Annotated in this window: 13 protein-coding genes; 7 read left to right on the top strand and 6 right to left on the bottom strand. The window is 69.6% G+C overall.

Annotated features, from left to right (window positions below; genetic code table 11):
* Positions 1–86: 86 nt before the first annotated feature.
* Genes ABFX56_RS11475 through mtrA form a run of 3 tightly spaced genes read right to left on the bottom strand, consistent with a single transcriptional unit; the run spans position 87 to position 4,066 of the window.
* Positions 87–1,790 carry an LpqB family beta-propeller domain-containing protein gene (locus ABFX56_RS11475; protein WP_346233461.1) on the bottom strand — a complete coding sequence of 568 codons (1,704 nt, stop codon included), beginning with the start codon at positions 1,788–1,790 and terminating at the stop codon, positions 87–89.
* Positions 1,783–3,384: an MtrAB system histidine kinase MtrB gene (gene mtrB / locus ABFX56_RS11470; RefSeq protein ID WP_428834440.1), complete on the bottom strand. Its 1,602-nt coding sequence runs from the start codon at positions 3,382–3,384 to the stop codon at positions 1,783–1,785. Before mtrB ends, ABFX56_RS11475 begins: the two co-directional genes overlap by 8 nt.
* 1 nt (position 3,385) lies before the next feature.
* Positions 3,386–4,066: an MtrAB system response regulator MtrA gene (gene mtrA / locus ABFX56_RS11465; RefSeq protein WP_346233459.1), complete on the bottom strand. Its 681-nt coding sequence runs from the start codon at positions 4,064–4,066 to the stop codon at positions 3,386–3,388.
* 86 nt (positions 4,067–4,152) lie between these two features.
* Between mtrA and ABFX56_RS11460 the strand changes: the two genes are divergently transcribed.
* From ABFX56_RS11460 to ABFX56_RS11440, 5 genes are read left to right on the top strand one after another with little or no spacing between them, the layout of a single operon-like run.
* Positions 4,153–5,394, top strand: a complete 1,242-nt coding sequence (locus ABFX56_RS11460) for a hypothetical protein (RefSeq protein WP_346233458.1) — start codon at positions 4,153–4,155, stop codon at positions 5,392–5,394.
* On the top strand, positions 5,391–6,071 hold the full coding sequence (locus ABFX56_RS11455; protein ID WP_346233457.1) for a DUF4129 domain-containing protein: 681 nt from the start codon (positions 5,391–5,393) through the stop codon (positions 6,069–6,071). Before ABFX56_RS11460 ends, ABFX56_RS11455 begins: the two co-directional genes overlap by 4 nt.
* Positions 6,068–7,264 (top strand): DUF4350 domain-containing protein, encoded by a 1,197-nt coding sequence (locus tag ABFX56_RS11450; RefSeq protein WP_346233456.1) that lies wholly within the window; start codon positions 6,068–6,070, stop codon positions 7,262–7,264. The genes ABFX56_RS11455 and ABFX56_RS11450 overlap by 4 nt, the downstream gene beginning before the upstream one ends.
* Positions 7,265–7,268: 4 nt before the next feature.
* Entirely contained in the window at positions 7,269–8,222 is a 954-nt protein-coding gene (locus tag ABFX56_RS11445) for an AAA family ATPase (RefSeq protein ID WP_346233455.1), read from the top strand.
* A 1-nt stretch (position 8,223) separates the two neighbouring features.
* A complete protein-coding gene (locus tag ABFX56_RS11440; protein ID WP_346233454.1) occupies positions 8,224–9,534 on the top strand; it encodes a DUF58 domain-containing protein in 1,311 nt (436 codons plus the stop codon).
* Between the two features lie 92 nt (positions 9,535–9,626).
* Here ABFX56_RS11440 and ABFX56_RS11435 read toward each other — a convergent pair whose 3' ends face one another.
* Positions 9,627–10,625 carry a stage II sporulation protein M gene (locus tag ABFX56_RS11435; RefSeq protein ID WP_346233453.1) on the bottom strand — a complete coding sequence of 333 codons (999 nt, stop codon included), beginning with the start codon at positions 10,623–10,625 and terminating at the stop codon, positions 9,627–9,629.
* A 17-nt stretch (positions 10,626–10,642) separates the two neighbouring features.
* Between ABFX56_RS11435 and ABFX56_RS11430 the strand changes: the two genes are divergently transcribed.
* Together ABFX56_RS11430 and aqpZ are read left to right on the top strand one after the other, a co-directional pair.
* A complete protein-coding gene (locus ABFX56_RS11430; RefSeq protein WP_346233452.1) occupies positions 10,643–11,476 on the top strand; it encodes an RDD family protein in 834 nt (277 codons plus the stop codon).
* A gap of 76 nt (positions 11,477–11,552) precedes the next feature.
* Positions 11,553–12,314, top strand: coding sequence for an aquaporin Z (gene aqpZ / locus ABFX56_RS11425; protein WP_346233451.1), 762 nt, complete (start codon positions 11,553–11,555; stop codon positions 12,312–12,314).
* Between the two features lie 71 nt (positions 12,315–12,385).
* Here the strand turns inward: aqpZ and ABFX56_RS11420 are convergent, their stop codons facing one another.
* Complete coding sequence (locus ABFX56_RS11420; protein WP_346233450.1) at positions 12,386–13,486, bottom strand: hypothetical protein; 1,101 nt, start codon at positions 13,484–13,486, stop codon at positions 12,386–12,388.
* 92 nt (positions 13,487–13,578) lie between these two features.
* Positions 13,579–14,418: a hypothetical protein gene (locus ABFX56_RS11415; RefSeq protein WP_346233449.1), complete on the bottom strand. Its 840-nt coding sequence runs from the start codon at positions 14,416–14,418 to the stop codon at positions 13,579–13,581.
* Positions 14,419–14,477: the final 59 nt, after the last annotated feature.

Below are 14,477 nucleotides of genomic sequence, written 5' to 3'. Positions count from 1 at the left end.
CTCCGCTGCCGAGCGATACCGTTCCGGACGAGTGACGCCGCCGCGGCGGGGTGTCTCGTCCGAAAAGGTATCTGTCGGCGGGTGCCTCAGTGCTGGGTGGCGATGAAGTCGACCTTGACCTCGGTGCTCGACCAGCTGCTGCCGCGCGGTACCTGGATGACATGGTCGGTGCTGAGCACTCGCAGGTTGTCGCTGTCGTTGCCGCCGACGATGCGGATGCCATCGCCGGGCCGACCCATGCTGCTGCGCATGCCGCCGACCTCGTACCGGGTGACCACGGTGATGCCATCCGCCGAGGTGAGGGTCGCCACCGACAGCTCGTCGAGCCAGGTGGCGTCGATGGCCGTGCCCGGATCCCCGACGACATCGAGGGTCGGGCTGCCCAGGGTCGTCGGCAGCCAGCGCTGGTCCGGGTCGCGGATGATAGCGCTGACGATGACGCGCGGGCCGTCGTCGGTCTGCAGCAGCACCACGATCCTGGCGCCGTCGCGGGAGACGTCGAAGGACACCACCCGGGCATCCTTCGGCAGGGTGGGCGCGATGTCGTGCGGCGCGGCATCCGGCCCGAACACCCGAATCGCGCCTGGGTTGTCGGCCGGCACGGACCACACGTAGCCGAACCCGTCGAGGGTGGGCGGGATGAGCCCCGGCCGGTCGTCGATCAGCTGGGCCTTCTGGCTGCCGGGTCGCACCGCGTACACGCCGCCGCTGCCGAGCACGGCCGCCGCCTGGCGGTTCACGTCCACGGTGGCCGCCGTGGGTGACGCGCTGAGCACCCCGGAGCTGAGCTGGTCGATCGGGGTCACCTTACCGTTGGCGTAATAGCCGAACTGGCCCTCCCGAGACACCACCGCCCTGCCGTCGACGTCCCGTTGGAGCACCGGCAACCCATCCTCGGAATCGGAGATCGGATACGGGGATCCCTCGGCGGTGATGTCGATGCTGCGCACACTGGCCAGGCCGCTGAGGCTCGCGGTCAGTTGCAGCTTCATCAGCTGCCGCTCCCGGCCTTTGGCCGCGAGGGCCTCGCTGCTCAGGTCGATCCTCGCCACCCCCGAGTTGACCAGCACAACCTTCGGGGAGGTGAGCTGGGTGCCGTCCGGGAACACCGAAGTCACCGCGCCCTTCTGCAACCACGGCGGCGGCCCGGCCAGCAACGCATTCACGATCCGGGTGGGAGCGGTGCCGGAGGGGAACCAGCGCAGATCGGGCACAAGGTGCTGCAGCGACGGATCGAGGAAGTACAGCGTTTGCGGCCCGAACACGTTCGGGAACGCGCCGTCGGAGAGCACGATCCCGTTCGGCGCCTCGCTGATCCGCCACTGGTTGCCCTCCTTGGCGAACGTGAAGGTGAGGGACTGCGGCAGCGGCGTCGGGGATTCGGAGTATGAGCCGGTGGCGTCGATAGCCGCCCGCGCCTTGAACGAGTAGGTCATGGTGTTCTCGCCGATCGAGGTGAAGCTGAATCCGCCGGAGCGCACGAGCACGCTGCTGCGCGGTTCCCATTTGCCGGAGAACTCGGTGGTGAGAAACTGCCTGGCCACCTTGTAGTCGTTTTGCGGCCCCACGAACGCGGAGATGAACCCGCGCAGGATCTGCTCCTGATCGGCGCCGTTGACGGGTCCCTCCGGCAGGTACACGTTCGGCCGGCCGACCTCCTTGTCGATGGTCGGGCCCTCCACCACGGGGCCGGATGCCGGGATGCCGACGCACGCGGACAGCACGCTGGCCGCCACGACGATGGCCGCGCCCGCCAGTATCCGGCGCAACTGTATCCGACGGTCAGGCATCGGCGACCTCCAGTTCGCGCGGATCGGTCGGCGGCAACTCGACCGGGAAATCCACGATCGCCGCGCCGCGGTGCCGCGGCAGTGTCAGCCGGAAGCAAGTGCCCTCACCCTTGCGCGACCACACCTCGAGCACGCCGTCGTGCAGGGCCGCGTCCTCCAGCGCGATGGACAACCCCAGCCCGGTGCCGCCGATGGTGCGCTTGCGGGACGGGTCGGCCCGCCAGAACCGGTCGAACACGCGCGCGGCATCCGCCGGGTCCATCCCGATCCCGTTGTCCCGCACGGCGATCGCGATGGCCGTCTCGTTGCTGTCCACGGTGACCACGATGGGTTTGCCCTCGCCATGCTCGATCGCGTTGCCGACCAGGTTGCGCAGGATGCGACGGATGCGACGGGCATCCACTTCCGCGTCGAAGTACCCGCCGGGGGCGACCACCCGCAGGTCGGAGCCGCGTTCCTGGGCGAGCGGGCGCACCGTCTCCACCGAGTCCTCCACCAGGCGCACCAGGTTGGTCGGCTCCAGGTCGAGTTCCACCGCGCCGGCGTCGTAACGGCTGATCTCCAGCAGGTCGGACAGGAGCATCTCGAACCGCTCCACCTGGGTGTGCAGCAGTTCCGCGGTTCGGCCCGCGGTCGGCGAGAACGAGTGCCGCTGGTCGTACAGCACGTCGCCGGCCAGCCGGATGGTGGTCAGCGGTGTGCGCAGTTCGTGCGAGACGTCGGAAACGAACCGCTGCTGCACCCTGGACAACTCGGCCAGCTTGGTGATCTGCTGCTGCAGGCTGTCGGCCATCTTATTGAACGAGCGGGCCAGGGTGGCGATCACGTCCTCGCCGCGCTCGGGGATGCGCTCCTCGAGTTGACCGCCGGCCAGCTTCTCGCTGGTCTGGGCGGCCATCACGATCGGGCCGACGACCAGCCGCACCACCACGTAGGTGACGGCGCCGATCAGCAGCACCAGCGCCAGGCCGCCGAGGGCGAGGGTTTGCTGCACGAAGTTGAGGGTCTGCTGCGCATCCGTGAGGTCGAACACCAGGTAGAGCTCATAGGACCCGGCGTTGGGCACGGTCAGCAGCGAGCCGACCGCGATGCCGGGCGCACCATCCGGCAACTGCACCGACTGCAGGTACACGCGCTCATCACCGCGCTGCACCTGGCTGCGCAGGCTCTGGGTGATCACCGGCGGGAAATTGGCGCTCTGGGTCTGCTGCATGATCAACGAGGTCTGCTGCCCGGGCTTGCGCAGGATCGCGATGTCGGTGGTGGCCGGACTGGTCACCGACGGCAGAATCTTGTTCAGCGCGTCCGTACTGAGGGTTTCCAGGTCGACCGGGTTGTTGTCGTCGCTGGCCAGCGCGGCGTCGAAGATCTCCTGCGCCAGCACCGTGGCCCGCGAGGTCTCCTGGGACACCTGGTCCCGGCGGGAGGAGAACAGGTTGTCGCCGATGCTCATCGACATGTACGCGCCGATCAGGCTCACCGCGACGCTGGACAGCAGGATCGTGATGGTCACGGTGCGGAACTGCAGCGACGTTCGCCAGAATCGCGCGAGAGCCGCAGGATAGCCCCGCCAATCACCGCGGCGTACGCGCAGACTATCCCGCGGCGCCCGCACGGTAACCGACCCCGCGAACTGTCATCACGATTTTGGGGTTGTCGGGGTCTTCCTCGACCTTGGCGCGCAGGCGTTGCACGTGCACGTTCACGAGCCGCGTGTCCGCCTTGTAGTGGTAGCCCCACACCTGCTCCAGCAGCATCTCCCGGGTGAACACCTGCTGCGGCTTCTGCGCCAGCGCGAACAGCAGCTCGAACTCCAGCGGGGTCAGGTTGATCTTCGCATCGCCGCGGCGCACCTCGTGCCCCGGCACGTCCACGGTGAGATCGCCGACCCGCAGCACCTCGGTGGACCCGACCGGCGTGGGGCGCAAGCGGGTGCGGATGCGCGCCACCAGCTCCTTGGGATTGAACGGCTTGACGACGTAGTCGTCGGCTCCGCTCTCCAGGCCGCGCACGACATCCGTGGCGTCGGACTTCGCGGTGAGCATGATGATCGGCACACCGGATTCGGCGCGGATCTGCGTGCACACCTCGATGCCGTCCTTGCCAGGCAGCATCAGGTCGAGCAGCACGAGATCGGGCCTGCTGCTGTGGAACGCGCCGAACGCGGCGGCGCCATCGGAACAGAACGCCGGATCGAAGCCCTCGGAGCGCAGCACGATCCCGATCATTTCCGCCAGCGCGGTATCATCGTCCACTACCAAGATGCGCGCTGACATGGTCCCGTCTTCATCCAATTGCACCGCCTTCTTCGGCGGTGGTATTGCTTTGGCACAAGAGTAGTCGAGTGTGTCACGATAATCGCATGCGTGCGGGCATCGCCGGCGCGGTCGAGGGGACGACAATGAGCGACAATCAGCAGTGGCAGGCTCCCGGCGGCACACCCGCGCGGCCACCGTACGGAGCCGCCTCTCCATCGGACTCCCCCGACGGCCGGATACCCGGTCCGACGCTCGGCCCGCCTCCTGGCTGGACGCCGCCACCGAAACCGGGGCTGATCCCGTTGCGGCCGCTGGACCTCGGCACGATCCTGGGCGGCTCGTTCCGGGTGCTGCGCCGCAACCCGAAGCCCACGTTCGGGGCGGCACTGCTGATCCAGGGTGCCTCCTCGGTGCTCGTGCTCATCGTGCTCGGGCTGGTCACCTACCTGTCGCTGAGCCGCATCGACTTCGCCGCCAGCGACACCAGCGCCGTCATCGAGGCCGGCTCCATCGCCGCGATCGTGGCCACCAGCATCGGCGCGGCACTGTTCACCATCGCCACCTCGGCGCTGCTGCAAGGCATCATCGTGCTCGAGGTGTCGCGCGCGACGCTCGGCGAGAAACTCACGCTGCGGCAGCTGTGGCGCCTGGCCCACGGCAGGCTGTGGGCGTTGATCGGCTGGGCACTGCTCGTCACCGCCGCGATCGCCGTCGCGGTGCTGCTGCTGGTCGGTGCGATCGTGCTGCTGGCGGCCACCGCCGGCACCGCGGGCATCGTGATCGCGGTGCTGCTGGGCATCCTGGGCGGGTTCGTGCTGCTGGCCCTGGGCATCTGGATCGGCACGAAACTGTCGCTGGTCTCCAGCGCGTTGATGATCGAGCGGCTCAGCCTGCGTGGGGCCATCGCCCGGTCCTGGCGGCTCACCACCGGCGCGTTCTGGAAGACCTTCGGCATCCAGCTGCTCGTGGCGGTGATCATCAACGTGGCGTTGCAGGTGATTTCCGCGCCGCTGTCGCTGCTGAGCCCGCTGCTGCTGATGCTGCTCGATCCGAACGGGCAGAACCAGCCGTCCACGATCGCCGTGTCCGTCGGCATCACCGTGCTCGCCGCCGCGGTCACGCTGGTGTTCGGCGCGATCGGCGCCGTCGTGCAGGCGGCCACGTCCGCGCTGATCTATCTCGACCGTCGCATCCGCACCGAGGGTCTCGATCTCGAGCTGGCGCGCGTGGTCGAAGCCCGCCAGGCCGGTGACCACGGCGTCGTCGACCCGTACCTGCCGGGCGCGCAGAACCTGCGGCGACCGGCCGCGCCGATTCCGCCCACGGATGCGTCGCCCTGGGCATGATGCACCTCGCGGCGCTGGGGTCTTCCGCACTGCTCGGCGGGCTGGCCGCCAAGGTGCCGGTCGACCCGGATGCCGACCAGGCGCGCCGCTGGATCGTCGCTGAGCTGTCGAAGCCGGAATACCAGGCCGCGCAACCGACCCTGTTCGATCGGGTGTCCGCTGCATTCTGGGACTGGTTGACCTCGCTGGACCTCGGCAACACCGGTCTCGGCCCCGGACCGTTGCTGGTGATCATCACGGTGCTGCTGCTGGCCGGGATCATCGCCGCCTACTTCATTTTCGGCGCGCCCCGGCTGAACCGCCGCAGTCGCGCGGCCGGCGTGCTGTTCGGCGTGGACGACGACCGGGATGCCGCCGCGATGCGGGCCGCGGCGCAGGCGGCGGCGGGCCGGGCGCAGTGGTCGCTGGCCATCTCGGAGATGTTCCGGGCGCTGGCCCGCGGGCTGGCCGAACGCACGATCGTGTCGGTGAGCCCAGGGACCACGGCGCGCACCTTCGCCGACACCGCCGGGCACGCGTTCCCGACACTGGACGACCGGCTCCAGTTCGCCGCCGCCGCGTTCGACGAGGTGCGCTATCTGGGCCGGCCGGGAACCGAGGAGGCGTTCCGGCAGGTGGCCGACCTGGAGCGGGAGCTGGCGGGCGCCCGACCGCAGCTGAACGGACTGCCGCGATGACGATCACCACCCCCACCGTGCGCGGCGCCACCCGGCGCTGGGCGTTCTGGATCGCCGCGGGCGTCGTCCTGCTCCTGTTCGCGGTGGGTACCGTGCTGTTCACCGGGGCCGCCGGACGCGCCGGAGACGCGCTGTCGGCCAGCAACGCGGCGCCCGCCGGCAGCAAGGCGCTGGCCGAGGTGCTGCGGCAGCATGGCGTGACGGTGACGGCGACCTCGACCCTGGCCGCAACGACCGCGGCGATCACCGACCCGCGGGACACCACCCTGTTCCTGTACGACCCGAAGGGCTATCTCGACGCGAAGCAGTACGAGAAGGTCGCCGGTCTGGCCGCCGACAGTGTGCTGGTGAGCCCCGGCTTCTCCGCACTGGCCGCCGTGGCACCCGGGGTGGCGCAGGCCGGCCGGGTCCCGGATGCGGCGCTGACCGCCGACTGCGACGTGCCGGCGGTGCGACGGGCCGGGTCAGTGTCCGGCGGCGGCACCGGGTTCCGGATCACTGCGGCCGAGCGGGCCACCGGATGCCTGGCCGGCACGAACTCAGACAACAAGGGAGCAGTGTTCTCGCTCGTGCGCGTCGCCGGCGCATCCGGGTCGGTCACGGTGCTGGGCCTCCAGGATGTCTTCGCCAACGAGCACGTCGCGGAGCGGGGCAATGCGGCGCTGGCCCTCGGCCTGCTCGGCGAGCACTCGCACCTGGTCTGGTACCTGCCCAGCGTGTCCGATGTCGCCGGTGGGGCACCCACCCTGGCGGAGCTCACCCCGCAGTGGGTGCCCGGCGTGATGATCCTGCTGCTGCTCGTCGTCGTGGCCGCCGCGTTCTGGCGCGGCAGGCGGCTCGGGCCGCTGGTGGTGGAGAACCTGCCGGTGGTGGTGCGCGCGAGCGAGACGATGGAGGGCAGGGCGCGGCTGTACCAGAAGTCCTCCGCCCGGCTACACGCCTTGGATGCGCTGCGGATCGGTGCGGTCCAGCGGCTCGCCGCGCAGTGCGGACAGTCCCGACTGGCCGGCGTGGACGAGGTCGCCGCCGCGGTGGCCGCGATGACCCGGGCCGACCCGGCCCGGATCCGCGACCTGCTCGTCGACGCGGTGCCCGCCACCGACCGCGAGTTGGTGCGGCTCTCGGACGAGTTGCTGGAGCTCGAGCGCGCCGCGCGGGCGGCATCCGGAACCGGCGCCAACACGGGAGAATGAACGCATGACCGACGAGATGAGGAACTCTTTCGCGCAGGTGCGCGCCGAGGTGGGCAAGGCGGTGGTCGGCCAGGATGGCGCGGTGACCGGCCTCATCGTGGCGCTGCTGGTGGGCGGCCACGTGCTGTTGGAGGGAGTGCCCGGGGTGGCGAAGACGCTGCTGGTGCGCACCCTCAGCCGCAGCCTGCGGCTGGACACCAAGCGGGTGCAGTTCACCCCCGACCTGATGCCCGGGGATGTGACCGGTTCGCTCGTCTATGACGCGAAGGCCGGTGACTTCGAGTTCCGCGCCGGGCCGGTGTTTACGAACATCCTGCTGGCCGATGAGATCAACCGCACCCCGCCGAAGACGCAGTCGGCGCTGCTGGAGGCCATGGAGGAGCGGCAGGTCACCGTGGACGGGCAGACCCATCCGCTGCCGGAGCCGTTCCTGGTGGCGGCCACGCAGAATCCGATCGAGTATGAGGGCACCTACACGCTGCCCGAGGCGCAGTTGGACCGGTTCCTGCTCAAGCTCACCCTGGACATCCCGGACCGCGATCACGAGGTGGAGATCCTCAATCGCAGCGCCGCCGGGTTCAACCCGCGGGACCTGGCGGCCGCCGGGGTCACGCCGGTGCTGGATGCCGCGCAGCTGGCGCAGGCGCAGCGGCAGGTCGCGGCGGTCACGGCGAGCGCCGATGTGCTGGCCTACATCGTGGACCTGGCGCGCGGCACCCGCAGCAGTCCGTCGGTGGGGCTCGGGGTCAGTCCGCGCGGGGCGACGGCGTTGCTGTCGGCGGCCAAGGCGTGGGCCTGGCTGAACGGCTCCGATGGGGTCACCCCCGACCATGTGCAGGCGATGCTCTTGCCGGTCTGGCGGCATCGCATCCAGTTGCGTCCGGAGGCGGAGCTGGAGGGTGTTTCGGCGGATGCGATCCTGCGGTCGATTCTGCAGCAGGTGCAGGTGCCGATCTAGCATGGCCGTCTCCGGGTGGTTCGTCGCGTTCCTGGCGCTGGGGATCGTTCCGCTGGTGCTGTTGAACGACCCGTGGGTGGCCGCGGCCTGGGTGCTGCTGGTCGTCGTGGTGGGGGCCGTGGATGCGATGCTCGCCGGCTCGCCGCGGCGGCTGCGGCTGACCCGGGAGCTGCCCGGTCGCATCCGGCTGGGCGAAAGTACGACCTCGACGCTGCTCGTGGTCAACGAGGGGTCCCGGCCGGTGCGCGGGGTGGTCCGGGACGGCTGGCAGCCCTCCGCCGGGGCGAGTCCGACCCGGGCGCGCTTGGTCGTGCCGGCCGGCGAGCGTCGGGCCGTCACCACGACGTTGACGCCGTTCCGCCGCGGTGAGCGGCACGCCGGCCAGGTGAGCGTGCGCGCGTTCGGGCCGCTGGGCTTGGCGGCGCGGCAGGCGACCATTGCGGTGCCGGGCGCCATCCGGGTGCTGCCGCCGTTCCATTCGCGCAAGCATCTGCCGTCGCGGCTGGCCCGGCTGCGGGAGCTCGACGGGCGCACGAGCGTGATGATCCGCGGGCAGGGCACCGAGTTCGACTCGCTGCGGGAGTACGTGCGCGGCGACGATGTGCGCTCGATCGACTGGCGGGCGACCGCGCGGCGCACCGGGCCGGATGCCGACCGCCGGCTGGTGGTGCGCACCTGGCGTCCGGAACGGGATCGCCGGGTCGTCATCGTGGTGGATTCCGGGCGCACGTCGGCGGCGCGGATCGCGGACGAGCCGCGCATCGACACCGCGTTCGAGGCGGCGCTGCTGCTGGCCGCGCTGGCGACCAGGGCCGGGGATCGGATCGACCTGGTGGTGTTCGACCGGCGGGCGCGCGGCCGGGTGCAGGGCGCCAGCGGAGCGGAGCTGCTGTCCCGGATGGTGGACACGATGGCGCCGATCGACCCGGAGCTGATCGAGATGGACTGGAGTGCGGTGCCGGCGCTGGTGCGGTCGGTGACCAGTCATCGTGCGCTCGTGGTGCTGATGACGTCGATCGACGCGCCCGGTGGCTCCGGGGCGCTGCTGTCGGTGCTGCCGCAGCTGACGCACAAGCACACCGTGGTGGTGTCGTCGGTGACCGATCCGGCGGTGCTCGAGGCGACGCTGCAACGCGAGAACCGGACGCAGGTGTACCGCGCGGCGGCGGCGGAACGCGCCCTGCTGGATGTGGCGCGCGTGTCGGCCGCCATCCGGCAGCTGGGCGCCGAGGTGGTCACCGGCGCGCCGGCGGAGCTGCCTCCCGCGCTGGCCGACACGTACCTGGCGCTGAAGGCGGCCGGTCGCCTCTAGTTGGGTGACCTACCACCACGCTGAGTTGCGCCTTGTGCACCTTCCCAGGCCTCGGGAACCACAACAATATGCAAGTCACCGCATGGTGCGGGTTAGCCCGCCACGAGGCGGCGGGCGCCGGCCTCGAACTCGTCCAGGTCGCCGGTGCGGCCGGCCCGCGCGGCCCGGCCACCCAAGATCCACTGGTAGGCCAGGAATCCCGCGAGCGCGAGGGTGCCGATGCCGATCTTGACCGGCCAGGGCCAGTCCTGCCGGGTGACGAATCCCTCGATGATCCCGGAGGTGAGCAGCGCCAGGATCAGGCCGATCGCCACGGTGAACAGCGCCCGCGCATCCTCGGCCAGCGCCTGTCCGCGGCTGCGGGCGCCGGGTGCGATCCAGGCCCAGAAGATCCGCAGGCCGGCCGCGCCGGCCACGAAGATGGAGTACAGCTCGAGCTGCCCGTGCGGTGCAATGTAGAGGAAGAAGGTGTCCAGCTGCCCGTACTGCTGCATGAGCGCGCCGGCGAAGCCGATGTGCATCGCGTTGGTGAACAGCAGGTACGGGGTGTACACGCCGACGATGCCGAAGGCGACGGCCTGCGCGGCGATCCAGGCGTTGTTGGTCCACACCGAGCTGGCGAACGAGCCGCCGCTGTAGTTGGAGTAGTACTCCACGAAGTCGTGTTCCACGTAGTGTCGCCGCTCGGCGTCGCTGCCGAACACGGAGGCCAGCACCCCGGGGTGCTGAATCGCCCAGATCGCGTAAAGCAGTCCGATCAACAGCGACGCGGCGGTGATCGCCAGACTGAGCCACCGGATGCGATACAGCGCGGCGGGCAGCCCCGCGCCGAAGAACTCCGGCAGCCGGCTCAGCACGTTGGCGCTGGCGCCGGTGAATCGCAGCCGGGCTCGGGAGAGCAGCAGCGACAGCCGGTCGCCCTGCACCGACTGCCCGGCGGTGGTTTTGATCGCCGACAGCTGGGTGGCGCCGGCTTGGTACCGCTCGATCAGCGCATCCGCCTCGGCGCCGCTGAAATGGCGCTTGCCGGCGAGCCGGGCAAGCTCATCCCACTCATCGCGGTGGGCGGCGGAATAGGCGTCAAGATCCATCTGCTTAGATACTAGACATGGCAAGCCCGGAGCCCGACGAAGGCGAGCTGATGACCGGGGAGGCCGTCGGCCTGGACCTGCGGCCGACCAGTTTTGTGCTGCGCGGGGCCGGGGCGCTGCTGGATGTGATCGTCTACCTGGGCAGTTGGCTCGGGCTCGTCCTGGCGATCAACTCCCCCGTGGTCGCCGGCGCGCTGGACGATGCGGCGGTGAAGGCGGTGACCATCGCGTCGCTCGTGTTCTGCATCGTGGTGCTGCCGACCGCCGTGGAGTTGCTCACGCACGGCAAGTCGCTCGGCCGGCTGGTGGTGGGCGCGCGCATCGTCCGCGACGACGGCGGGGCGATCGGGTTCCGGCACGCGTTCATCCGGGCACTCAGCGGCGTGCTCGAGTTGTTCATGTCGCTGGGCGGGATCGCCGCGCTGTTCGGGCTGCTGAACGCGCGCACGAAACGGATGGGCGACATCCTGGCCGGCACCTACAGCCAATACGAGCGGGTGCAGCGCAGGGATCCGGCGATCTTCGGCGTGCCGGTCGTGCTGGTCGACTGGGCCCGGTCGGCGGATGTCGCCAGGATGCCGGACCCGCTGGCGCGGCGGATCGCGCAGTTCCTGCGGCAGGCCGACGGCCTCACCCCGGAGACGCGGCTGCGGGTGGCCTCGCAGTTGGCGGCGGAGGCGGCGCGATTTGTGTCCCCGCTGCCGCGGGCCGACCCGGAGCTGTTCCTCGCCGCGGTCGCCGCGGTGCGGCGGGAACGCGAGCTGCTGGCGCTGCAGCTGCGAAAGCAGCGCCTGTCGGCCGTGGAGCCGGTGTTGACCGGCCTGCCGCATCGGTTTCCGCCAAGAACCTGATCGGTAATTGCTGGAAGTACGCTGTGTGTATCCGGTAGCCTCGGGATGAAGGTTCCCCCTATCAGAAAGCAGGATCATGGCGCAAACCAGTCGACCGACCCGTACCGCCCACACTCCGACCGATGCCCCGTCGATCACCGCGCGGCTCACTGCGGAGGCGCTGGGAACCTTCATCCTCGTGTTCGTCGGCGTGGGGACCGTGCTGTTCGCCACACTGTTCCCCGGCGCCGGTGAGGTGTACCTGCCTATCGCCCTGGCCTTCGGGCTGTCGGTGGTCGCCGGCGCCTACGCGTTCGGGCACGTGTCGGGCGCGCACTTCAACCCGGCCGTGACCATCGGTGCCGCCGTCGCCGGTCGGCTGCCCTGGAAGGATGTCGTCGGCTACCTGGTGGCGCAGCTGGTGGGCGGGATCATCGCGTCCGCGCTGCTGTTCGCGATCGCCGCGGGTGGCAAGGACGGTTTCCTCGCGAAGGCGCAGTCCAGCGGATTCGCGTCGACCGGCTTCGGCGAGCGTTCCCCCGGCGGGTTCAGCCTGCTGTCGGTGCTCTTGATCGAGGTCATCCTCACCGCGCTGTTCGTGTATGTCATTCTCGGGGTGACCGACCGGCGTGCCCCGGCGGGACTCGCGCCGCTGGCCATCGGTCTCGCGTTGACCATGTTGTTGCTGGTCGGCCTTCCGGTTAGCGGTGCCTCGCTCAACCCGGCGCGCTCGATCGCCTCGGCGATCTTCGGTGACGGGGTCGCGCTCGGTCAGGTGTGGGCGTTCGTGGTCGCGCCGATCGTCGGCGGGATCATCGCCGGAGCCAGCTACAAGCCGCTGTTCGCTCGCGTCCAGTAGCGCGCCTAATTGTGCCTGTTCCGGCTAACTGTTCCCGTTTCGCGGGGCACAGTTAGCCGGAACGGCAACACTTAGAACTGCAGGCTCTTGCGTCGTGCCGCGGCGATCAGCGTCAGTCCGGCGCCGAGCATCAGGGCCGCGGCGGTTGCGCCGTTGCCCGTGTCGCCGCCGGTCGCGGCGAGTGCCTGCGTCGACAGGTCACCGTCGGTGGCCGCGGGCTCGCTCAGCGCCAGCGTCTCCAATTCGCCGTCGACTGAGCCGGTGCTCGTGCTCTGGATCACCGCTGTGGTTGCCGGTCCTTCTGCGGTGTTGTCGTCAGCCGGCACGTCGGCGACGTTACCGTCGAGAACCGCGCCCACCTGAGAGGCGAATCCGAGACGAAGAACCCGAGGGCTGTCGGTGCCGAACCCAAGGACGCCCTCGTTGTCGCCAGTGCGCTCGTCGGCGACGTTACCGTCGACAACAGTTCCGGCCTGAGAGGCGAACCCGAGACGAACGGTACCCTCATCGTCACCGAAGCCGAGGATCCCCTGGTCACCGTTACCGAAATCGAGGATGCCGTCCTCATCGTCACCGAAGCCAAGGATCCCCTCGTTGGCGTCACCAGCTACGGCAGCCGGACCGGTCGAGGTGCCGCTACTCGAGCTGTCACCCAGCAACGAGATCGCGTTCCCCTCCACAGCCACCGGTGCCGTCACATCCGGCGAGACCTGATTACCCGAAGCAACCCCATCCCCACCATCAGTCACAGCCGCATCCGAACCACTGCCATCGGCCACCACGGCCGGAGCCGTCGAGGTCCCGCTACTCGAGCTGTCACCCAGCAACGAAATTGCGTTTCCTTCCACCGTCACCGGCGCAACCACATCCGGCGCAACCTGATTGCCTGAAGCAACCCCATCCCCACCATCAGTCACAGCAGCATCCGAACCACTGCCATCGGCCACGACAGCCGGAGCCGTCGAGGTCCCGCTACTCGAGCTGTCACCCAGCAACGAGATTGCATTTCCCTCCACAGCCAACGGTGCCGTGATGGAACTCAGGATCTGGTTTCCCGAGCCGAGCCCATCCTCACCGCTGCTCTCTGCGGCATTGGCCGCCGTGGCGCCGAGGACCGTGAGCCCTCCGGCTAAGAGGGCGCACCACAGCGCCCTTGAGACATACTTCTTCATGATCTGTACTCCTTGAATTGAATGAATGATCGCGCCCGCGAACGGGCGCTTTTACCCGGTGTCCCGCCCGATTCCGGGCAGGCGGGGCTCACTCAGTCAGGAGTTGAGTTGGATTCGTATGTGGGGGAAGCCGGCGGGACGTCCTCGCCCGGCGGCATGGTGCGAGCGCTTGGGGCCCAGAAAACCCAACCCCGCTCGGCGACGTCGCTCGCTAGGGCGATGCTCCCGGATGTGCCGGGCGTCACCGTCTCGGAAAGAACCATCGGCGCCAACGGCGCGGATGGCGCGGGCGCGTGTGGCACCGGATCCTCCGGCGCAATGGCGGCGGCGGACCGATTACGTGTGGACCGGATGTCGCCCCGCACAGATGGGGGAACCTCGGTCGCGCGCGCGTCGCAGTCGGTGACGCAGTACGCCGCGGTCGCCCGCTCCGGCGCTACCTCGATACTCTCAGGCTGCGTACCGAACACGGTCGCGTCGACGCCGACGGTCTTAAGCACCGGTTCGACCGATTGCAGCACCGGATCAAGCACATTCAGCACCGGCTCTACGTTCTTCAGTACCGGCTCGACCGACTCCAGCACCGGCTCAACGCTCTCCGACACGGGCTCGGTGAGCTGCTGTACGGCGGCGGCATCCGTGACGATGCTGGCAAGAGCCGGCAACCCCGCTACGGCGGGCGCATGATCCGCACCGGGCGTCGCAACGCGTGGTCCAGCATCCGTGCCAACGCCCTGAAGCGATTCGGTCACGACCGCGAGACCCGAGTCAGGACCCAGCAGCGAGCCGTCGGCGACGTCCAGTTCGGCGGCCGAGGCGCCGCCGGTGACGCCACCGAGCACGAGCCAGCCGACCGCCAGTAGCCCGGCGCCGATCGCAACCCGCAAGCCGACGACCACACCGACGGTCGACCCCGCATCGATCTGCCGCACCGCTGGTCACCCCCACCCCTGGAAGACCGATCCCCCCAAGGACCGATGCTGCCAGACTA

The organism is Parafrigoribacterium mesophilum (genome assembly GCF_039652555.1).
Taxonomy (GTDB): domain Bacteria; phylum Actinomycetota; class Actinomycetes; order Actinomycetales; family Microbacteriaceae; genus Parafrigoribacterium; species Parafrigoribacterium mesophilum.
This window is presented reverse-complemented; position numbering and strand designations above follow the sequence as displayed.